At 73.7% G+C, this 20,108-nt stretch carries 19 protein-coding genes and 1 tRNA gene; 12 read left to right on the plus strand and 8 right to left on the minus strand.

The window, feature by feature from the left end; translation table 11 throughout:
* The first annotated feature begins 11 nt into the window (after positions 1-11).
* The gene (locus ACGFZS_RS34955) at positions 12-542 is read left to right on the plus strand and encodes a hypothetical protein (RefSeq protein ID WP_393798466.1); all 531 of its coding nucleotides are present in this window, start codon (positions 12-14) and stop codon (positions 540-542) included.
* A gap of 15 nt (positions 543-557) precedes the next feature.
* Here the strand turns inward: ACGFZS_RS34955 and ACGFZS_RS34960 are convergent, their stop codons facing one another.
* Both ACGFZS_RS34960 and ACGFZS_RS34965 read right to left on the minus strand, forming a co-directional pair.
* On the minus strand, positions 558-1,427 hold the full coding sequence (locus tag ACGFZS_RS34960) for a fused MFS/spermidine synthase (RefSeq protein WP_365682153.1): 870 nt from the start codon (positions 1,425-1,427) through the stop codon (positions 558-560).
* Positions 1,428-1,463: 36 nt separating this feature from the next.
* Positions 1,464-1,850: a hypothetical protein gene (locus tag ACGFZS_RS34965; RefSeq protein WP_359215598.1), complete on the minus strand. Its 387-nt coding sequence runs from the start codon at positions 1,848-1,850 to the stop codon at positions 1,464-1,466.
* 255 nt (positions 1,851-2,105) lie between these two features.
* On the opposite strand from ACGFZS_RS34965, the gene ACGFZS_RS34970 reads away from it, so the two are divergent.
* Complete coding sequence (locus tag ACGFZS_RS34970; protein WP_393798467.1) at positions 2,106-3,533, plus strand: hypothetical protein; 1,428 nt, start codon at positions 2,106-2,108, stop codon at positions 3,531-3,533.
* 104 nt (positions 3,534-3,637) lie between these two features.
* Here ACGFZS_RS34970 and ACGFZS_RS34975 read toward each other — a convergent pair whose 3' ends face one another.
* On the minus strand, positions 3,638-4,234 hold the full coding sequence (locus ACGFZS_RS34975; RefSeq protein ID WP_393660503.1) for a histidine phosphatase family protein: 597 nt from the start codon (positions 4,232-4,234) through the stop codon (positions 3,638-3,640).
* Positions 4,235-4,445: 211 nt separating this feature from the next.
* Here ACGFZS_RS34975 and ACGFZS_RS34980 point away from each other — a divergent pair, with 211 nt between their 5' ends.
* The 7 genes from ACGFZS_RS34980 to ACGFZS_RS35010 all read left to right on the plus strand — a co-directional run bounded on the left by ACGFZS_RS34980 (position 4,446) and on the right by ACGFZS_RS35010 (position 10,753).
* Positions 4,446-5,399: a phosphatase PAP2 family protein gene (locus ACGFZS_RS34980; RefSeq protein ID WP_393798468.1), complete on the plus strand. Its 954-nt coding sequence runs from the start codon at positions 4,446-4,448 to the stop codon at positions 5,397-5,399.
* Positions 5,353-6,570, plus strand: a complete 1,218-nt coding sequence (locus ACGFZS_RS34985; protein ID WP_393798642.1) for a hypothetical protein — start codon at positions 5,353-5,355, stop codon at positions 6,568-6,570. Before ACGFZS_RS34980 ends, ACGFZS_RS34985 begins: the two co-directional genes overlap by 47 nt.
* A complete protein-coding gene (locus ACGFZS_RS34990) occupies positions 6,561-8,150 on the plus strand; it encodes a hypothetical protein (protein WP_393798469.1) in 1,590 nt (529 codons plus the stop codon). Before ACGFZS_RS34985 ends, ACGFZS_RS34990 begins: the two co-directional genes overlap by 10 nt.
* On the plus strand, positions 8,147-9,484 hold the full coding sequence (locus ACGFZS_RS34995) for an AAA domain-containing protein (RefSeq protein ID WP_393798470.1): 1,338 nt from the start codon (positions 8,147-8,149) through the stop codon (positions 9,482-9,484). Before ACGFZS_RS34990 ends, ACGFZS_RS34995 begins: the two co-directional genes overlap by 4 nt.
* 112 nt (positions 9,485-9,596) lie before the next feature.
* The gene (locus ACGFZS_RS35000; protein ID WP_393660506.1) at positions 9,597-9,962 is read left to right on the plus strand and encodes a hypothetical protein; all 366 of its coding nucleotides are present in this window, start codon (positions 9,597-9,599) and stop codon (positions 9,960-9,962) included.
* Positions 9,963-10,068: 106 nt separating this feature from the next.
* Positions 10,069-10,689: a bifunctional DNA primase/polymerase gene (locus tag ACGFZS_RS35005; RefSeq protein WP_393660507.1), complete on the plus strand. Its 621-nt coding sequence runs from the start codon at positions 10,069-10,071 to the stop codon at positions 10,687-10,689.
* Positions 10,680-10,753 (plus strand) — tRNA-Lys (locus ACGFZS_RS35010). The genes ACGFZS_RS35005 and ACGFZS_RS35010 overlap by 10 nt, the downstream gene beginning before the upstream one ends.
* A 71-nt stretch (positions 10,754-10,824) precedes the next feature.
* Here ACGFZS_RS35010 and ACGFZS_RS35015 read toward each other — a convergent pair.
* Positions 10,825-12,039, minus strand: a complete 1,215-nt coding sequence (locus ACGFZS_RS35015; RefSeq protein ID WP_393798643.1) for a M6 family metalloprotease domain-containing protein — start codon at positions 12,037-12,039, stop codon at positions 10,825-10,827.
* A 372-nt stretch (positions 12,040-12,411) separates the two neighbouring features.
* Here ACGFZS_RS35015 and ACGFZS_RS35020 point away from each other — a divergent pair, with 372 nt between their 5' ends.
* Positions 12,412-14,256, plus strand: coding sequence for a putative bifunctional diguanylate cyclase/phosphodiesterase (locus ACGFZS_RS35020; protein ID WP_393660508.1), 1,845 nt, complete (start codon positions 12,412-12,414; stop codon positions 14,254-14,256).
* Here ACGFZS_RS35020 and ACGFZS_RS35025 read toward each other — a convergent pair.
* The 3 genes from ACGFZS_RS35025 to ACGFZS_RS35035 all read right to left on the minus strand — a co-directional run bounded on the left by ACGFZS_RS35025 (position 14,226) and on the right by ACGFZS_RS35035 (position 17,040).
* A complete protein-coding gene (locus tag ACGFZS_RS35025) occupies positions 14,226-15,323 on the minus strand; it encodes an LLM class flavin-dependent oxidoreductase (protein WP_393798471.1) in 1,098 nt (365 codons plus the stop codon). The genes ACGFZS_RS35020 and ACGFZS_RS35025 overlap by 31 nt on opposite strands.
* Before the next feature lie 176 nt (positions 15,324-15,499).
* Positions 15,500-16,231, minus strand: coding sequence for an aspartate/glutamate racemase family protein (locus ACGFZS_RS35030; RefSeq protein WP_393798472.1), 732 nt, complete (start codon positions 16,229-16,231; stop codon positions 15,500-15,502).
* A complete protein-coding gene (locus ACGFZS_RS35035) occupies positions 16,228-17,040 on the minus strand; it encodes an aspartate/glutamate racemase family protein (RefSeq protein ID WP_365682131.1) in 813 nt (270 codons plus the stop codon). Before ACGFZS_RS35035 ends, ACGFZS_RS35030 begins: the two co-directional genes overlap by 4 nt.
* A 161-nt stretch (positions 17,041-17,201) precedes the next feature.
* On the opposite strand from ACGFZS_RS35035, the gene ACGFZS_RS35040 reads away from it, so the two are divergent.
* Positions 17,202-18,155, plus strand: coding sequence for a D-2-hydroxyacid dehydrogenase (locus tag ACGFZS_RS35040; RefSeq protein WP_393798473.1), 954 nt, complete (start codon positions 17,202-17,204; stop codon positions 18,153-18,155).
* A gap of 16 nt (positions 18,156-18,171) precedes the next feature.
* Positions 18,172-19,587, plus strand: a complete 1,416-nt coding sequence (locus ACGFZS_RS35045) for an amidase (protein ID WP_393798474.1) — start codon at positions 18,172-18,174, stop codon at positions 19,585-19,587.
* Here ACGFZS_RS35045 and ACGFZS_RS35050 read toward each other — a convergent pair.
* Positions 19,568-20,062: a DUF3830 family protein gene (locus ACGFZS_RS35050; RefSeq protein ID WP_393798475.1), complete on the minus strand. Its 495-nt coding sequence runs from the start codon at positions 20,060-20,062 to the stop codon at positions 19,568-19,570. The two genes, ACGFZS_RS35045 and ACGFZS_RS35050, sit on opposite strands and share 20 nt — an antisense overlap.
* Positions 20,063-20,108: the final 46 nt, after the last annotated feature.

The raw sequence follows: 20,108 nt of genomic DNA on the forward strand, positions 1-20,108 counted from the left end.
TATGGCCCGCGATGCGCAGAGGACTCGTACACGTACTGGCTTGGCTGCTCGCCACGGGCGCGGCGGTCACGCTGTCGTGGTGGGGCGTCCACACGGTGATGACGGGCACGGCCTACGACCCGCCCCGCGCCCTGCCCGTCACGGCGGCGGACGACGACCCGACGACCCAGGGTTCCAAGCCGCTGGCGTCCGCCACCTCCCGCGCGCCGAGTCCCTCCCGGACCGCCGCGCCCCGCCCCTCCGCGACCCCCACCCCGACGGCCTCCCGCACCCCGACCACGGCCCCCAGCCCCTCCCCCACGGCCTCCGCCTCCGCTTCGGGCCAGGTCAAGGCCTACGACACGGACGGCGGCCGGGCCGTCTTCGACCTGGGCGAGACCAGCGCCACGCTGGTCTCGGCGACCCCGGGCACGGGCTGGTCCATGCAGGTGTGGAAGACGGAGTCCTGGATCCGCGTCGAGTTCAGCAGGAGCACGGACCGCGTGTCGGTGTTCTGCACATGGCACGACGGCCCGCCGAACGTGCAGGTGGAGACGTACTGAGGTGCCGTCCGGTGCCTAACGGAACACCGACGGCGGCGGAGCGGGCGAGGCCACGGCCGCCTCGTCCGTCACCGCGACCGCCCCGCCCGTGAAGTCCCGCAGCGCCCGCCCGTGTTCGACGCGCCCCGGGTGCGGGTCGGATGCGCAGCGCCGGGTCAGCTCGGCCACCGGCAGCTGCACGTCGGCCGCCATCAGCACCGCGTTGCCGAACCGCTTCCCCCGCCACACCCCGGCGTCCGCCACCACCGCCACCTCCGCGAACCGCGCCCCCACGGTGGCGATCTGCCCTCTCAGGTGGGCCAGCGGCGGCCCGTCCGCCAGGTTGGCTGCGTAGACACCCCCCGGCCGCAGCACCCCGCGCACCGCGTCGAGGAACTCCGTGGACGTCAGGTGGGCGGGCGTGCGCGCCCCGCTGAACACATCGGCGATGACCAGGTCCGCCCATGCCTCCGGAACCTTGCCCAGTCCCTCCCGGGCGTCCACGGACCGCACCCGGATCCGCGCGCCGGGATCCAACGGCAGCTCCCGGCGGACGAGTCGGACCAGCGCCGCGTCCCGCTCCACGATCTGCTGGGTGGACCGGGGCCGGGTCGCCGCGACGTACCGGGCGAGCGTGAACGCCCCGCCGCCGAGGTGCACGACCTGCACCGGCCGGCCCGGCGGTGCGAGCAGGTCGATCACATGGCCGAGGCGGCGCTGGTACTCGAAGCCGAGGTGCGCCGGGTCGTCGAGGTCCACGTGGGACTGCGGGGCTCCGTCGAGGAGCAGCGTCCATGCCCGGGCCCGGTCGGGGTCGGGTATCAGCTCGGCGAGGCCGCCGTCGACGGCCTCGACGACCGCGTCGGCGGCGCCCGCCGCGCGCCGTGAGTTCCTGGTCCTGCCCATTCCGCCATTTTCCCAGGCGACGGCCGTGGGGGAAATTCAGCGGCAGCTGTCCGCGGCCTCGATCATCCGGGCCGCCTCCCCGAGCGCCCGGCGCAGCACCGCGGGATCCGTCGCGAGGTCGGCCTCGCCGGGCGGCAGCAGCCAGTCGGAGCCCTCGACCGGCGGCTCGGGGTTGAGCCGCAGCCCCCGCCCGTCGGTCTCGGTGCACGTGCAGGTGGAGCCGGGGACGTCCCAGCCCTCCGCCGTACCGGCCGGCACCACGAAGCCGAGGGTGTCGCCCCCGTCGTCGTGGAGGACGGGCCCCACCGCGTCCCCGGCCCCCCGGCGCAGGATGTCGACCGCCTCCAGGCCCTGCCGGGCCGGCACCGTCACGAGGTCGCATCCCGCGTCGTCACAAGGATCGTTGCTCTGGCTGGTCTCCATCCCGGCCTCCACCGCGCAGCCCTCTTGCAGTCCATGACGTCCAACGCGCCACCGCGTCAACGGCTACGGCGGAAGTCAGCCGCAAAGGATGGCAGTTCATGGCAGATCGTGGATGAGATATCCGGTTTGTAGCCAAACCCAGCGTCACGGGTCCAACACAGCAGGTACGTTCTTGCCCGCCGGAATCAAGGGTCCACTCGGACAACTCACCATGAGTCCGGCATGGTTCGACGGTTCGCACGAGAGGACCCGGCCATGGCGTCGTCAACCACGACCTCGTCGCAGCCCGATCGGCCGGTACGGCCGAACCTCGCCTTCCGGCAGCTGCGCGGCCGGCACTCGCCGGCCGAGTTCGCCGCGCTGGTACGGCGTGCCGCCCGCGAGATCGGCGAGCGGGTGAGCTGTGACGCGCGCTACATCGGCCGGGTCGAGGCGGGTGAGATCCGCTGCCCGAACTACGCGTACGAACGGGTGTTCCTCCACATGTTCCCCGGTCGCACGCTCGCCGACCTCGGCTTCGCGCCCCGGTCGTCCGTTCGCGGACGCGGGGCACGGTCGCCGGAGGACGTGCCCCTCTCCCTCATGCGAGGTGAGACGCAAGGGGCCGTCGAGCCGTATGACGACCCGCAGGACCCGTACGAGACGCACGACAACTACGAGGAGAGCGACGTGCTGCGTCGCCTATTCATGACCGGCGGGGGCGCCACCGTGGCCGCCGCCACGCTGGGACCCCTGGGGTCCACGATCGACGCCGTGGCGGCGGACCGGCCGGTGCGCCGCGCCGGGTCCTCGCACGCGGCCGCCCTGGAGGAGGCCGTACGCCGGATCCGGCTGCTGGACGACCGGCACGGCGCGGACGGGCTGTACCGGCGCGCGGCGGCTCCGCTGCGCGCGGCGTACGCGCTCCTTGACGCGGGCGCGACCCGGCAGACGACCGCCGAGCGGTTGCACTCGGGCGCCGGTGAACTGGCCATCTCGGTGGGCTGGCTGGCCCATGACTCGGGCCGCTTCGACGACGCCCGCTCGCACTACGCGGAGGCGCTGGCGACGGCGCGGATGACCGGGGACCCGGGGCTGGAGGCGCACGCCTTCTGCAACACGGCGTTCCTGGCGCGGGACGCCGGGCGCCCCCGGGAGGCGGTCCGTGCCGCCCAGGCCGCGCAGCGCGTCGGGCGCCCGCTGGGTTCGGCCCGGCTGATGTCGCTCCTCGCGTTGCGCGAGGCGGGCGGCTGGGCGGGGCTCGCCGACCGCACCGGCTGCGAGCAGGCGCTGGCCCGTGCCCAGGCCCTCTTCGAGCGGGGCCACTCGGAGTCCGACCCCGAGTGGATGAGCTTCTACGGGGAGGCCGAGCTGGAGGGGCTGGAGGCGCAGTGCTGGTCCATGCTGGGCGACTGGCCGCGTGCCGCGCGGCACGCGCGCCGGGCCGCCGAGCTGCAGGATCCGCACTTCACGCGGAACATCGCGCTGTACACGGCGGAACTCGCCGACGACCTCGCGCGGGGCGGCCACCCGGACGAGGCGGCGCGGGCGGGGATGCGGGTGCTCGACCTTCTGGACCAGGTGCAGTCGTCGCGGATCCAGGGGATGCTGGCGGGAACGGCACGCGTACTGCTGCCGCACCGGCGGGCCGGCGGTGTCCAGGAGTTCCTGGACCGGCACACGTCCACGCCGAGGGTTGTGTAGGGCCGGGTCTCGGCTGCGGGTGAGTGGGGGCTGGTCGCGCCCACGCGGCGGCAGCCGCACATCGACACAGCCCCGCGCCCCTGACGGGGCAGGTCCTGCCAGGGTCAGCCGGCCAGGTGCCCCAAGTCGTTCCAGCTCTCGATCGCCGGCTCCCCGTAGGCCCAGCCCAGCACGGACAGCGACGTCGGGTTCAACCTGATCCGTGCCGCGAAGTCCAGCGGGAGGCCCAGCCAGCGCGCTCCGATCGACCGCAGGATGTGGCCGTGGGCGAAGACGAGGACGTCGCGGTCGGCCGAGCGGGCCCAGGAGACCACCTCGTCGGCGCGCGCGGTCATCTCGGTCAGGGACTCCCCGTCGGGCACGCCGTCGCGCCAGATCAGCCAGCCCGGCCGGGAGGACTGGATCTCCGCGGGGGTCAGGCCCTCGTACGCGCCGTAGTCCCACTCCATCAGCGTGTCCCAGGGGGTCGCGCGGTCGCCGAAGCCCGCGAGTTCGCAGGTCTCGCGCGCGCGTGCCAGCGGGCTGGTGCGGACCTCGGCGTCGGCGAGGCCGTCGAGCGGCGGCCGGTGCAGGCGCTCGCCGAGCAGCTTGGCGCCCCGGCGCCCCTCCTCCAGGAGCGGTACGTCGGTCCTGCCGGTGTGCTTGCCGGACAGCGACCACTGCGTCTGTCCGTGCCGGGCCAGCAGGATGCGCGGTGCCATGGAGGACGAACCTTTCGGAAGAAATTCGGAAGCGGGACACCTCCATCATCACCCACGCTGGGAACGCGCCGGGAACGGGCAACCCGGTGGGCGTTCTCCGCGTCTTTGAGGGCTGAGCACCCCGCATGGGCGGGAACACGCGCAACGTAAAGTGTCACGGTCGGCCCGCCGGTCGCCGCGCAGACAGGGACGAGAAGGGGGAGGCAGTCGGATGCCGCAGACCGAGATACCGGGCACCGAGGTGACTGCGAGAACCCGGCTGCGCTGGTGGACCGAGCTGCCGCTGATCCTGCTGGTGTACGGCTGCTACTCGGCCGGCCGCCTGCTCGCGCGCGGGGACACCACCACCGCCGTCGACCACGGTCTGGCGATCCTGCGCATCGAGAAGGACCTGCGCCTCAACGCCGAGCATCCGCTCAACCGGCTCTTCACGCACGAGGCGTGGCTCGGCGTACCGGCCGACTTCTGGTACGCCTCGCTGCACTACCTGGTCACCCCGGTGATCCTGGTCTGGCTGTTCCGCCGGCGCGCCGAGGCCTACCGCCGGGCCCGCACCTGGCTGATGACGTCCACGTTCATCGGCCTGATCGGCTTCACCCTGCTGCCCACCTGCCCGCCCCGGCTGCTGGACGCGAAGTACGGGTTCGTCGACACGATGGCCCAGTACAGCTCCTACGGCTGGTGGGGCGGCGACGCCAGCGCCCCGCGCGGTCTGGGCGGCATGACCAACCAGTACGCGGCGATGCCGAGCCTGCACTGCGGCTGGGCGCTGTGGTGCGGGGTGATGCTGTGGCGGTACGGCAACAACCGGCTGACCAAGGTGCTCGGTGTGGCCTACCCGGTGCTGACCGCGCTGGTGGTCATGGGCACCGCCAACCACTACTTCCTGGACGCGGTCGCGGGCGCCGTCGTCATGGGCGCCGGCTTCCTGCTCGCGCCGTACGTGATGCGGGCCGCCGATCTGGTCCGGCGGCGGATCACCCCGCGCGCCTCCCTCGTCGCAGCGCGCTCGGAAGGCGCAGGCTCCCCGATTGTCAGTGCCGGATGCCAGACTTCGGCGGGTGAGCGAATTCCATCGCAGCGCGAGTCCCGGCTCGCCTCCGGCGCCGAACCGGACGCTGCCCCCACAGACGCGGGGGACGGCGCTCCGGCACCGGCTCGCTGAGCTGCGCGGCCCCGACGTCCCCGCCAAGGCCCTCGACGCGCGCGCCCTCGCCGCGCTCGCCGCGAACCCGGGGTGCAGACGGCGCGCGATCCTGGACGGCGCCGGGGTGGACAAGACCGCGCTGGCGGGCGCCCTCGGCGCGCCGTCGGCCTTCGGCCAGTCGCAGTTCGCGCTGACCCGGGGCAACGCCTTCGAGGCGAAGGTGAAGGCGGACGGCGGGGCGGAGCTGCTGCGGCTGGTGCGCGAGCACCTCGATCCGGGGGCCGAGCCGGCCGAGCCGACCGGGCGGGCCGCCGCCGTACCCGATCTGTCCGCGATCGGCCCCGAGGGCCGCACGGCCCGCACCGCCCTGGCACTGCGCGAGGCCGCGACGGCCGCCGAGCCCGCCGAGAACGGCGAGGACGGCGAGGACGGCGAGGACGGCGAGGACGGCGAAGGCAGTGAGAGCGGCCAGGGCGGCCAGGGCGGCGGCTGGGTCCTGCTCGACCATCCGATGCTGGCGCTGGAGGTGGCCGGCTCCCCCGCCTTCCTGGAGCCGGACGCGGTGGTGGTGCACCCGGACGGCAGCTGGACGGTCGTGGAGATCAAGTCGTTCCCGATGCTGGACGGTTCCGCCGACCCGGCGAAGGTGGGCGCGGCCGCCCGGCAGGCGGCGGTGTACGTCCTCGCCCTCGAAGAGGTCGCGGCCCGGCTCGACCCGGCCCCGCGCGTGCGCCACGACGTGCTGCTGGTCTGCCCCAAGGACTTCTCCAACCTGCCCACCGCCTCCGCCGTGGACGTCCGCAAGCAGCGCGCGGTCACCGCCCGCCAACTGGCCCGCCTCACCCGCGTCCAGGACATCGCCGACGCCCTCCCCGAGGGCACCTGTTTCGCTCCCGGCCTGCCCGCCGAGCAGCTCACGGCGGCCGTCGAAGCGGTCCCGGCGACCTACGCCCCCGAGTGCCTGTCCGCCTGCGAGCTGGCCTTCCACTGCCGGCAGCGGTCCCGCGCGGCCGACGAGGTGACCACGCTCGGCCGCGCGGTCCGCGCCGAACTGGGCGGGCTGGCCACGGTCGAGGACGTGCTGTCGGCGGCCCGGGGCGAGAGCGGCGACGCCGCCGACCCGGCGGTCGCGGCACTGCGCAGGGCGGCGGCGCTGCGCGCGGAGGCCCTGGGGGTCCCGTGTCCCTGATCACCACCCTGGCCCGCCTCGAAGCCGTGAGCACCGGCACCGCCCGGACCGCTGCCACCGTCCGCCACCGGCATGTCTCCGAGCACCCTCTCGTCCTCGTGCCGCTCACCACGGCCGGTGAGGCCGGGGCCCCGCTCGGCGCGCTCGTCGGCACCGACCGGGACGCCCCGCGCCTGCTGGTCGTACCCCAGCCGCGCGACCGCGACCTGCGGTTCGCCTTCCTCGCCGAACTCGCCGACGCCGTCCTGCCGTACCTGGACTCCTACGCCGGGACCGTCGAGGCCGCCGAGCGCACCGAGACCGACCCGGAGACCGGCAAGCGGGTCAAGGTCGAGGTCGAACTGTGCGCGGACGCGCCCCAGTTGATCGTCCCGGGCCGCGCGGGCATCGAGTACGTACGGCTGCTGGGCCGCTCGACGCGGTTCCGGCGCACGGCGGAGCAGGACCCCGAGGCGCCCTTCCCGGCCCCGCCCCGGGTGCCGTTGCTCGGCCGCTGGCTCACCCACTTCGGCGAGCGCGCCCGCGTCCCCGGCTCCTCGCTGCTGCTCGCCATGACGGACCTGCTGTCCCGGCACTGGGCCACCGGCCAGTCCGGCATCGAGGACCAGCACCTGGGCGCGCTGCTCGCCTGGATCGACCCTCCGCGGGGCAGCACGGGCGCGGCGGCCGCGCGCGTGGCCGAGCTCGCCCGGGACCCCGACGGCCAGTTGGTGTGCCCGCCGGCCGGGCCCGCCACCGACCCCGCCTTCGACAACAAGCTGCTGGCCCCCGCCTTCGAGCGCTACGACCGCGCCCGCACCGCCCTGGCCACCGCCGAGGACGGTCTGCAGGCCGACGACCGGCTGGCGATCCTCACCGCCGCCGAGCGGGAGATCCGCGACCTCGTCGAGAGCCGCACCCGGCCCACCTGGGACGCGGTCTGGCGCGGCCTCGACCTGCTGCGCGGGCTGCCCGAGGGCGCCCGGGTCGAGGAGCGGTGGACGCGCGACCGCTGGTCGTTCACCAGCCACCGGGACCGCGTCCTGGCGGGCGAGCCCCCGCAGCCGCGCCGCGACGACGCGGTCACCGCCGCCAACAAGCTGGCCACGCGCGAGCGCGAACAGGCCCGCCTGGACGCCCAGGAGGCGCTCGACGACCCGCTGGTGATGGCGGGACGGCGGCTGTCCGGGGAGGCGTTCGCGGGCGAGGTCCTCGATGTCGTCATGGCGTACAGCGAGGGCAAGCGGCCCAGCCCGCGCCCACTGGTGACCGTGCGCACCGAGGACCGGCCGTACCTGGGCGAGCGCGCGAAGGCGTACCGCTCGCTCGGCGGCAAGCCGCAGTCCATGGAGTTCGTCGGGTCCGAGGGCGAGGGGATCCTGGTGCTGCGCGTCCTGGACAAGATGGGCCGCGGCAAGGAGCCGGAGGAGGGCTCGGTCCCGGAGAAGGGCGACCGGCTCACCTTCACCCTGTTCGAACACGAGCAGCGCGGCGGGGCGAAGCTGCCCGACCCGGAGGCGACCCCGTGGACACACGGCGGCCCGCCCGGCGAGGCCCCGCCGGAGGCCCCCGACGCCACGACCCGGGAGGACGTCCTGTGACGACCACGGCCTTCGACCCGGGCGCCGAAGCCGCCCGCGCCACCGCCGCGATCCTCCACGACACCCTGAACGGCACCGACCGGGGCGTGGTCGTGGACTCCCCGCCGGGCGCCGGCAAGTCCACGCTGGTGGTCCGCGCGGCGCTGGAACTCGCCGACGCGGGCCGCCCGCTGATGGTGGTCGCGCAGACCAACGCCCAGGTCGACGACCTCGTCCTGCGGCTCGCCGAGAAGAACCCGGAGCTGCTCGTCGGCCGCCTGCACAGCAGTGACGCCGACCCGTACGACAAGGCGCTGGACGACCTGCGAAACGTCCGCAAGTCGGCGAAGGCGGCCGACCTCAGGGAGGCGCCGGTCGTGCTGTCCACCGCCGCGAAGTGGGCGCACGTCCAGGTGGACGAGCCCTGGCGGCACGCGATCGTCGACGAGGCGTACCAGATGCGCTCGGACTCGCTGCTCGCCGTGGCCGGGCTGTTCGAACGGGCGCTGTTCGTGGGCGACCCCGGCCAGCTGGACCCGTTCGCGATCGTGGGCAGCGAGCAGTGGGCGGGCCTGTCGTACGACCCCTCGGCGTCCGCCGTCTCCACCCTCCTCGCCCACAACCCGGGCCTCCCCCAGCACCGCCTCCCGGTCTCCTGGCGGCTGCCCGCGTCCGCGGCCCCGCTGGTCTCCGGCGCGTTCTACCCGTACACCCCGTTCCGCAGCGGCACCGGCCACGGCGACCGCCGCCTCACCCTCGCCGTCCCCTCCGACGGCTCAGGACCCGACCGGGTGATCGACGAGGCGGCCGAGTCCGGCTGGGGCCTGCTGGAGCTCCCCGCCCGGCACACCCCGCGCACCGACCCCGAGGCGGTCCGGGCGGTGGCGACGGTGGTACGACGGCTGCTCGACCGGGGCGGCGCGGCCCTCTCCGAACGGTCACCGGACGCCACGCCCCTGACCGCGGACCGGATCGCGGTCGGCACGGCCCACCGGGACCAGGCGGCGGCGGTCCGCGCGGCCCTCACGGAGCTGGGCGTGAGCGATGTCACGGTCGACACGGCGAATCGTCTCCAGGGCCGCGAGTACGACGTGACCGTGGTCCTCCACCCGCTCTCCGGCCGCCCCGACGCCACCGCCTTCCACCTGGAGACCGGCCGCCTCTGCGTCCTCGCCTCCCGCCACCGCCACTCCTGCATCGTCGTCTGCCGAGCCGGCGTCACCGACCTCCTCGACGACTACCCCTCCACAGAACCGGTCCAGCTGGGCACCCTCGTGAAGTTCCCGGACGGATGGGAGGCGAACCACGCGGTCCTGGCACACCTGGCCGAGCACCGGGTGGCCTGGCGGCCGTGACGGGCCGAGCGCACAGTCATCCCTCGGCCTCAGGGTCCCCTTGCGCGGGCGCGAGACAATGGACGGTGGCCCATCGAACCGTTGGCACCGAACCGTACGAGGAGGACCAGACATGGCGGAGCCCACGCCGCGTCGGAACGAACCGCGGCGACGCCCCGCGCCCCTGCTCTTCGAGCCTGTGGAGGCGGTCGCCGATCCGGAGCACTTCTTCGGCCTGGAGTCGCTGGACGACCCCGGGACGCTGCTGAGCCGTGCGACGGAGCTGACCCAGGCGTTCCGGGTGGCCACCGACCGGGCGGTGGAGTTCCAGGCGATGGCCGCCGCCCAGCTCGCGGACCCGCGCCGGTTCGACCGTCTGACCCCGGCGGACATCGCCGAGCGGGCCGAGTGGACCGAGGACTACGCGAAGAAGATGGTCGAGTTCGGCCGGGACCTGCTGAGGGGGGCGGAGGGGGCCGAGTCGGCCGAGCCCGTCTAGCGGCGAGGCATATGCCAGGCGGGCAAGATACCCTCCTGCGCCCGATCCCGTCCCGATTTTCCGCAACTCACGGCGAGCGGCAGCTCACGATGGGTATCAATCTCCCATGAGCAGTCCGACGAGCAGCACACCGCACGAGACGCCTCTCCGTGGCCCCGGCGACCGCTCCGACGCGGCCGGGGTCACCCCCGAAGGAGCCGCCTGGCTCGCCTCCGCTGGAACGTATCCGCGGAGCACGCTCGCCCTCTGGGAGGAGCGGCCGGACGCCCCGGTCGTACTGCCCTGCGGTACGGCGTTCGACGTGGTGAACACCCCGGCGCTGTTCGGCCGCCGGATGCTGGACCGGCTGTGGGACGAGGGGCCCGGCTCCGGACCGGTCGCGGTGTTCCGGGGCCGCATGCTCCTGTTCGCCGCCCCCGGCACCGCCGCCCGACTGCCCTCGCTGCTGGGCTGGGAGGAGTGGGGCGGCCGCGGCCAGGCCGTACCGCCGCTGCTCTGCCACGGCACCGGCGACGCGGTGACCGTCCCGGCGCTGAACGCGGACCGGTCCCCCGCCCCCGCCGGCACCCGCTGGCTGGTCGCCCCGGACACCCGGCACCCATGGCTCCCCGGGCCGGAGATCCTGCTCTGGGCGGCCGTCCGGGCGGCCCGCTCGGCCGTGCGGATTTCGATTTTTCCTCCCGCCGATCAGGATGCTAAGGTCTACGACGTCAGCAGGCGCCGCTAGCTCAGTTGGTTAGAGCAGCTGACTCTTAATCAGCGGGTCCGGGGTTCGAGTCCCTGGCGGCGCACGCGAAGTAGCCGGAAGGCCAAGCTCCTGTGAGCTTGGCCTTCGGGCTTTTCTGCGGTCACCGCGGCTCACTCACGCCAGCGGCCCCGGCGTGATCCGCACGTTCCAGGACCCGGACGCCGTCCGCCCCTCCACCTCCACCTTCACGCCGTCACCCGGCACGGTGAAGGTCTCGCCGAGGGCGACCGGGGCGTCGGCCAGCGGCGGGTAGACCGAGTTCTCCCAGCAGGCCTCCGTGTGCGGGTGGGCGTCGATCACCTCGACGGGGCCGCCGCCGGAGGCGGTCTCGTCGCGGACCCGGTAGACGAGGATGCCCTCCCGGCAGGCCGCGCTGTCGTTGCCCAGGGTGCCGCGCGCCTCGAAGGCCAGCGCGCTGTCCGGCCCGGTGCGGACCACCGCCAGCTTGGTGCCGTCGCCGAGCCCGAAGGCCGGGGCGCCCGCCGCACCCTGCGCCGGGCCGCCCGGTCCGGCGGAGAGCGGTTCCAGGGTGAGCCGGGTCGGCCCGGCCCCCCGGACGCACGCCACCTGGCGCGGATCCAGCCATCCCAGCTTCCACTTGTGCCAGCCGAACAGATCCGGCGAGAGCCCGAACTGGCTGCCCATCAGGTCCCAGTCGCCGACATAGGTGTCCCAGTCGCCCTTGCCGTCCACCGGACGGTGGTAGAGGTCGGGGAGGTCGAAGACATGACCGGTCTCATGGGCGAGAACCAGCCGGTCCGGCGGATGCTTCTCGAAGACGGTGACGACCCGGCGGACATCCGTGCCGTCCACATGGAACGGGGTCGTCAGATTGACCACCTTCGTGGCGTCGGAGTCCACGCCGGGCGCGTCCGGGTCGGCGACGAAGTACACGATGTCGTAGCGCTTGAAGTCGACCTCCCGGTCGGCCGCCGCGAACGCGTCCCGCAGGTAGGCGGCCCGGAGGGCGATGCTCCAGTCCCGCTGTATCCCGTAGGCGACCGACGGCCTGGGCATTCTCAGCCAGTGCGTCAGCGGGTGCGGCCGGATGGTGAACTTCCCGTAGGAGGCCTGCTCGTAGTACCGGCTGGTGGCCGGGAAGTGGTCGGCGGCGAGCTCCGCGGGGGTGGTGCGGGGCGGTGAGTCCGGGAAGGACAGGAACACCATCACGGCCGAAAGCGGCTGGGTCGGGCGGGTGTAGGCCGCGTTCCAGGTGTCGACGCCCTCGGAGTGGTGCGCGTCGGTGCGGGGCAGGGCACAGGGGGCGGTGGAGAACGGCTCGGCGGCCGACGGTCCGGTCAGGATCGTCGTCGCGACGAGCGCCGCCATCGTGGTGGACACGGCGGCGGTGCTGCGCAGCGGGAGACGCGGCACGGAAGGACCTCCGGGGCGGTTCGCGGGACACCGCCACCCAGCCTGTGTGAGTTTGTCGCGTTATGACCTGTTTATCTGCACCAGAAGGGTGAGGAACCCCCTGCTCACCACGGGGAGACCCGAACGGCCGACACCCCGACACACTCACGGAACGTCACAAGTGGTCGGGCGCCTCAAGAACCCGTCCAGGTGCGGGCAGAAACGATCTGTCAGAACCGGTGCTTCATCGTGGACACTGGACAGTGGCTGGAAGGCCCTCGGGCCAGCCTCTATGATCGGCACACTTTCCTGCACGGACAGAGATCGAGTGCACTGCGGGAGCGAGCGGTGAGCGGAACGTCCGAAGGGCCGACGCCCGCGGCAGACCTCGACCGGTCCGCCGTCACAGAGAGTGACAAGAGCTATCAGAAGTCGTACGACGAGACGACCGACCCGAACACCTACGAGCACGCCTTCACGGCCGCCGCGCTGCCCATGGCCGTCGTCGACCGCGAAGGCCATGTCACCACCGCCAACGAGGCGTTCGGCACCCTGATCGGTGCCGACCCGGCCGGGCTGACCGGGCGGGTCGCCGCGGATCTGGTGGACCTGGCCTCCGACGCCCGTACCTGGCACGCGTACCGCGAGGTGCTGCGCGGCCGGCAGGCCAAGCTGCGCTGCACCCGCCGGCTGAAGCACCCCGACGGGCACTCGCTGTGGGTCCAGGTGACCATCGCCCCGTTGTCGAAGACGCGACCGGGCGTCCTGCTCTCGGTCTCCGACATCAGCGAGCGCCGTGAACTCCAGGCCCGGCTGCGCCACTTGCAGATGCACGACCCGGTGACCCGGCTGCCCAACCGGACGCTGTTCTTCGAGCGGCTGTCGGCCGCGCTGGAGGCGGAGGCGTACGAGCAGAGCGGCACCGGCCGGATCGGCCTGTGCTATCTGGACCTGGACGGCTTCAAGGCGGTCAACGACACCCTCGGCCACCGGATCGGCGACCGGCTGCTGGCCGCCGTCGCCGAACGGCTGACCCGGGTCGCCGACGAGGCCGGCTTCGCGCGGGCCGGGGCACCGCTGGTGGCCCGGCTCGGCGGCGACGAATTCGCCCTGCTGGTCGAGGACTCCACGGGCACCGAGCAGCTGGCCGACCTGGCCGAGTCGGCGCTGGCGGCCCTCCAGGCGCCGTTCGACCTGGCCGGCCAGCGGCTGTCCCTTTCGGCGTCGATCGGCGTGGTGGAGCGGCACGCGGCCGGCACCACCGCCACCGGCCTGATGCAGGCCGCCGACACCACGCTGTACTGGGCGAAGGCCGACGGCAAGTCCCGCTGGACGCTGTTCGACCCGGAGCGCAACGCGCACCTGGTGACCCGCCAGGCGCTCTCCTCCACGCTCCGACCGGCCATCGAGCGCGGCGAGTTCACCCTGGAGTACCAGCCGCTGGTGGGCATGGACGACGGCCGGCTGCGCGGTGTCGAGGCGCTGATCCGATGGAACCACCCGCAGTTCGGCACGCTGACGCCGAATCGGTTCATCGGAATTGCCGAGGAGGACGGCTCGATCGTCCCGCTCGGCCGCTGGGCCCTGACCACCGCCTGCCGGCAGGCCCGCCGCTGGCAGCTGGACCACCCCGGCGAGCCGCCGATCTTCGTCAGCGTCAATGTCGCCGTCCGCCAGGTCTGGGACTCCGACCTGGTCGCGGACGTGGCCGAGACACTGGCCGAGACCGGCCTCGCCCCGCACCTGCTGCAACTGGAGCTCACCGAGTCGGCGGTCATGGGCTCGGCGGGCCGCCCCCTCCAGGCCCTGCAGGCCCTCAGCGACATGGGCGTCCGCATCGCCATCGACGACTTCGGCACCGGCTACTCGAACCTCGCCTACCTCAGCCGCCTCCCGGTCTCCGTCCTCAAACTGGACGGCTCGTTCGTGAGGGGCTTCCAGTACGACGACCCGGGCGACCGCCCGAACCCGGCGGACGAGGTCGTGGTCGAGGCAATGATCCAACTGGCCCACCGCCTCGGCCTCACCGTCACCGCCGAGTGCGTGGAGACCTCGGCGCAGGCCTCCCGCCTGCGCCACATCGGCTGCGACACCGGCCAGGGGTGGCTCTACTCCCGGCCGGTGGCGCCGGATCGTATCTCCGAGCTGCTGGGCACCCGGAGCTACGCGGACACCCCGGTCGGCAACCCGTAGGCGTCGGCGACCAGTTCGTAGGAGCGCAGCCGCAGCTCGCCGCGGTGGGCGTGCGAGGTGAGCATCAACTCGTCGGCGCCGGTGCGCTTCTGCAGGTCGTCGAGACCGGCGCGGACCTCGTCGGCGGTGCCGTGCACGATGTTGGAGGTCCAGGAGTGCACGAACTCCTCCTCCATCGGGGAGAACTCGTGCTTCTCGGCCTCGTCCGGGTCGGGGAACAGCCCCGGCCGTCCGGTGCGCAGCCGCAGCATGTTCAGCGCGCCGGCCCGCACCTGGCGCCGGGCCTCGCGCTCGTCGTCCATCGCGAGCACGGAGACGCCGATGAGGGCGTAGGGCTCGTCGAGGACGGCGGACGGGCTGAAGGACTCGCGGTACAGGTCGAGGGCCGGGACGGTGTTCTGCGCGGAGAAGTGGTGCGCGAAGGCGAACGGCAGCCCGAGGATGCCGGCGAGCCGGGCGCTGAAGCCGGAGGAGCCGAGCAGCCAGATCGGCGGCCGGTGCGGCGACTGCGCCCCGCCGGGGGTGGTGGCCTGGACCGGGCCGGGGATCGCGTGGATCCTCCGGTACGGGTGCCCGTCCGGGAAGTCGTCGTCCAGGAACCGGGTGAGCTCGGCGAGCTGCTGCGGGAAGTCGTCGGCGCCCTCGCCCAGGGTCTGGGTGCGGCGCAGCGCGGCGGCGGTGGCCCCGTCCGTGCCGGGCGCCCGCCCGAGCCCCAGGTCGACCCGCCCCGGCGCCAGCGCCTCCAGCGTGCCGAACTGCTCCGCGATCACGAGCGGCGCGTGGTTGGGCAGCATGACACCGCCCGAGCCGAGCCGGATCCGCTCCGTGTGCGCGGCGAGGTGGGCGAGGATCACCGCCGGCGACGAGGACGCCACCCCGGGCATCGAGTGGTGCTCGGCGACCCAGTACCGGTGGAAACCGCGCGCCTCGGTGAGCCGCGCGAGCGCCGCGCTGGTGCGCAGGGCGTCGGTGGCGGTACTGCCGGTGCCCACGGTCACCAGGTCCAGTACGGAGAGGGGGACGGGGGCCGTCCCGTGCGTGATGCCCCGGATCTCGTCTGCCGACACGGTGAGAGCCTCCTGCTTTAGCGGCCGTGAACTGTCCTGGGGGGCGATAACAGGAGGATGGCTCCGCTTATTCCTGGGCTCTCTGTCATATCGCGGCTGCGGGTGGGTGGGGGCTGGTCGCGCAGTTCCCCGCGCCCCTTGGTCGGCTGCGCTGCCCGGCACTGAAAGCGACCGGGTCAGACCTGCACGAGGGGCTCGCGGGTGAACAGGGTGCCCAGCGCCGGCGCGTTCACTCGGCGGTCCGCCAGCCGCAGGCCCTCCCAGACGGTCACCTGGTTCGCCGTGAGCACCGGCTTCGACAGCGCCTTCTCCAGGAGGGACAGGTGCGCCGCCGTGTGCAGGGCGGTGTCCGGGAGCAGCACGGCCTCCGCGCCGGAGGCGTCCGCGGCACGCGCGAGGGTGAGGACCTCCTCCTCCCCCCACGTGCCCACCTCCGCCGCCGTGACGATCCCCGAGGAGCGGACCCCGGCCACCTCCAGGCCCGCGGCCCGCAGGAAGTCGGCGAAGAGGGCGGCCACGTCGTCCGGGTAGGTCGCGCCGACCGCCACCCGCCGCACCCCGAGCTCCCGTGCCGCGCGCACGAAGGCGAAGGAGGTGGAGGAGGCGGGCATCCCGGCGGCCGCGGCGAGGGCGCGGACCTGCCGCTGGGCGCCCTCCCAGCCGTACACGAAGCTCCCGCTGGTGCACGCCCACACCACCGCGTCGGCGCCCGCGAGCCGCAGCTGGGCCACTCCGGCGGCCAGCCGCGCCTCGGCGCCCATCTCGCGCAGCGCGTCCACCCGGTGCGCGTCCTCGCCGATGTCGGTGTGGACGACGTCCACCCGGACGTCGCTGCCCAGGAGCTGTTCGATCCGGGGGTAGTCGTCCTCGGCGGAGTGCCCCGGGTAGAGGAGTCCGAGCGCTGTCATGTCCACCCTTCCTGCTGTTCTTCCGGCAGTGCGGGCCAGTCACGCGACGCCGCCGATCCGTCCCGGTGGTCGTCACCGTGACGGATCAGCGCCTGGTACGGCCCCACGGCTCGGGTACCCAGCCTGCGCAGCGCCGCCCACATCGTGACCTGGTTGGCCGACAGGACGGGGATGCGCAGTTCGGCCTCCAGCTGGGGGATGACGTCGTAGGTGGGGAGGTTGGTGCAGGAGATGAACAGGGCGTCGGCGGCCCCGGGCCGTACCGCGCGCCGGGCCATGGTCACCACGTCCCGGTACGGCACCTGCCAGATGTGCCGGGTCAGCCCCATGAACGCGCAGCCGGCGACCCGTACGCCCGCCTCCGCGACGTACTCCTTCAGCACCCGGGTCACCGAGACCGTGTAGGGCGTGACCAGCGCGAGCCGTCGTACGCCCAGCTCGGTCAGCGCGTCGAGGAGGGCTCCGGAGGTGGTCACGGACGGCACGGCGCCGGACCGGGTCATCGCCTCGCACATCGCGCGCTCCCCGGCGATCCCGCCGACGAAGCTGCCGGAGGTGCAGGCGTAGGCGACCACCTCGGGGGCGACGGCGGTCAGCGCGCGGACCGCCTCGCCGAGGGTCTCGTGCTCGCTGACCAGCCGGGCCAGGTCGAGACTCACCTCGACCGGCACGAAGGGGGTCCTGGTCAGGTGCAGGGAGACGTCGTCCGGCACCCAGCGCCACAGCTCGCGGTCGAGCGCGAAGTCGAAGGGCGCCACGACGCCCACGCCGCGCTGGGGCCGAGGTCCGCCCAGAAAGGAGACGTCCATGGGAAGTCACCGGCCTCACCTTGGAGATCGAGGAGGTAACGGTCGACGGATACGCCCGTGTTGACGAAGGTAGGTTCGAGTGCCAGCGTGGTCAATCCGCGCATCTGAGACCTTGCGTCCGCCCATGTCAGACGCTGTCGGACACCGGGAGACCACCCCGAATGACGCCGCCCGTGCCCACCCTGCTGGTCCTCGACGCCGACCCGCCGCCGCGGCTGGGGCGGCTCACCGGCCGCGCCCGGATCGTCCGCACGGACGCGGCCGGCCTGGCGGCCCGGCTGCCGTCGGCCGATGTGCTGCTGGTCTGGGACTTCGCCTCGCACGCCGTTCGTGCGGCCTGGCCCGGCGCGGGGCCCAGGCCGCGCTGGGTGCACACGGCGAGCGCGGGCGTGGACCATCTCATGTGCCCCGAGCTGGCCGCGTCCGACACGGTCGTCACCAACGCGCGCGGGATCTTCGACCGGCCGATCGCCGAGTACGTGGCCGCGCTGGTGCTGGCCGTCGCCAAGGACCTGCCGGGGACCCTGGGCCTCCAGCGGGAGCGGACCTGGCGGCACCGGGAGGCGCGCCGGGTGGGCGGCACGCGCGCGTGCGTGGTGGGCTCCGGGCCGATCGGCCGGGCGATCGTCCGCACGCTCAAGGCCCTCGACATCACCACGGCCCTCGTCGGCCGCGTCCCGCGCACCGGCATCCACGGCCCCGCCGACCTGGACCGGCTGATGTCCCGCGCGGACTGGGTGATCTCGGCCGCACCGCTGACCGAGCAGACGTACGGCATGTTCGACGAGCACCGCTTCGGTGTGATGCAGCCGTCGGCCTGCTTCATCAACGTGGGCCGGGGGCAGCTGGTCGACGAGGAGGCGCTGGTGCGGGCGCTGACCCGGCGCTGGATCTCCGCCGCGGCCCTGGACGTCTTCGCGACCGAGCCGCTGCCCGCCGACAGCCCGCTGTGGGACGTGCCCGGCCTGATCGTCTCCCCGCACATGAGCGGGGACACGGTCGGCTGGCGGGACGAACTGGGCAGTCAGTTCGTGGAGTTGTACGAGCGGTGGGCGGCGGGCAGATCTCTGCTGAACGTGGTCGACAAGCAACGCGGATACGTGCCAGGTCACTGACCCTCGGGAGGGGCCCATGGAGCTCACCGACCTCACCGCCCGTCAACTCCTCGACGGCTACCGCACGGGCGAGTTCGGCCCGGTGGAGGCCACCCGGGCGGCCCTGGAACGGGCGGCGCGGATCCAGCCGGAGGTCAACGCCTTCGTCCGTCTCCTGGAGGAGGACGCGCGGGCGCAGGCGCGGGCGGCGGAGGAGCGGTGGCGGCGGGGCGAGCCGAGGGGTCTGCTCGACGGGGTCCCGGTCACCGTCAAGGACATCCTCCTGCTGCGCGGCCACCCGACCCTGCGCGGCTCCCGCACGATCCCCGCGGCCGGGTCCTGGGACGAGGACGCGCCCTCGGTCGCCCGGCTGCGCGAGCACGGCGCGGTGTTCGTGGGCAAGACCACCACTCCGGAGTTCGGCTGGAAGGGCGTCACGGACTCCCCGCTCTCGGGGATCACCCGCAACCCGTACGACCCCTCGCGCACCGCCGGCGGATCGAGCGGCGGCAGCGCGGCGGCCGTCGCGCTGGGGGCCGCGCCGCTCTCCCTCGGGACGGACGGCGGCGGCAGCGTCCGTATCCCGGCCGCGTTCTGCGGGATCTTCGGCCTGAAGCCGACGTACGGCCGGGTGCCGCTCTATCCGGCGAGCGCCTTCGGCACGCTGTCGCACGTGGGCCCGATGACCCGGGACGCGGCCGACGCGGCGCTGCTCCTGGACGTGATCGGAACACCGGACGCCCGCGACTGGTCGGCCCTGGGACCCGCGCCGGGGTCCTTCTCCGCGGCCCTCGGCGAGGGCGTGCGCGGGCTGCGCGTGGCCTTCTCCCCCTCGCTGGGCGGGCAGGTGGCGGTCCGTCCGGCGGTCGCGGCGGCGGTACGGCGGGCGGTGGCGGAGCTGGCCGGGCTCGGCGCGTACGTCGAGGAGGCCGACCCGGACTTCAGCGACCCGGTGGAGGCGTTCCACGCGCTGTGGTTCGCGGGCGCGGCCCGGCTGACCCAGCGTTTCTCCCCCGAGCAGCGGGCGCGACTCGACCCGGGGCTGCGGGAGATCTGCGGGCGGGGCACCCGGCTGAGCGCGCTCGACTATCTCGCGGCGGTGGACGTCCGGATGGACCTGGGCCGCCGGATGGGTCTCTTCCACGAGCGGTACGACCTGCTGGTGACGCCGACCCTGCCGCTCACCGCGTTCGAGGCGGGGGCGGAGGTACCGAAGGGCGCGGGCCACCGCAGGTGGACCGGCTGGACCCCGTTCACCTACCCGTTCAACCTGACCCAGCAGCCGGCCGCGACGGTCCCCGTCGGGACGGACCCCGACGGCCTGCCGGTCGGCCTGCAGCTCGTGGCCGCCCGCCACCGCGACGACCTGGTCCTGCGGGCCGCGCACGCGCTGTACGAGGCGGGGGTGGCCCCGGCACCGGCGGGCGTCGCGGCTATGCCCTCCGGAAGCTGAGCGTCTCCCCCGCCGCCCCGGTGCGCCACAGGTCGTTGCAGGCCTCGGCGATCTCCGCGAGGCCGTCCACCACCTGCCCCCACACGATCCCCGGCACCCATCCCACGTCCCCGTTGAGCAGCAGGTTGTTGCGCTCGTAGAAGAGGGCCAGGTCGACCACCGTCGTACCGGCGCGCACCTCGCGGTCGTAGCCGTAGGCCTTCGTGCCCAACTCGGTGCCGGCGAAGGAGAAGTAGCAGAGGTCGCCGGGGATGGGGGTGACGGTCGGGTTCTCCAGGGGCGGTTCCGTCGCGGCGAATGGCGGGAAAAGCGCGTAGATCTCGTTGCGGGCGTACTTGGCGTGGTAGACGTCCCCGGCCAGTGGCAGGGCGTCCCAGACGGCGGCGCAGGTGAGCGGGGCGCGGTCGTCGAGGAGGCGGGCGGTGGCCGTGACGCCACGGCTGACCAGCGAGACTTCGAGGTGTCGATTGCCCATGCAATCCATGGTGCATAAGTGGGTTGGGTCCGGGTAGCCGCGCCGC

Source organism: Streptomyces sp. NPDC048288, from assembly GCF_043201555.1.
Taxonomy (GTDB): Bacteria; Actinomycetota; Actinomycetes; order Streptomycetales; family Streptomycetaceae; genus Streptomyces.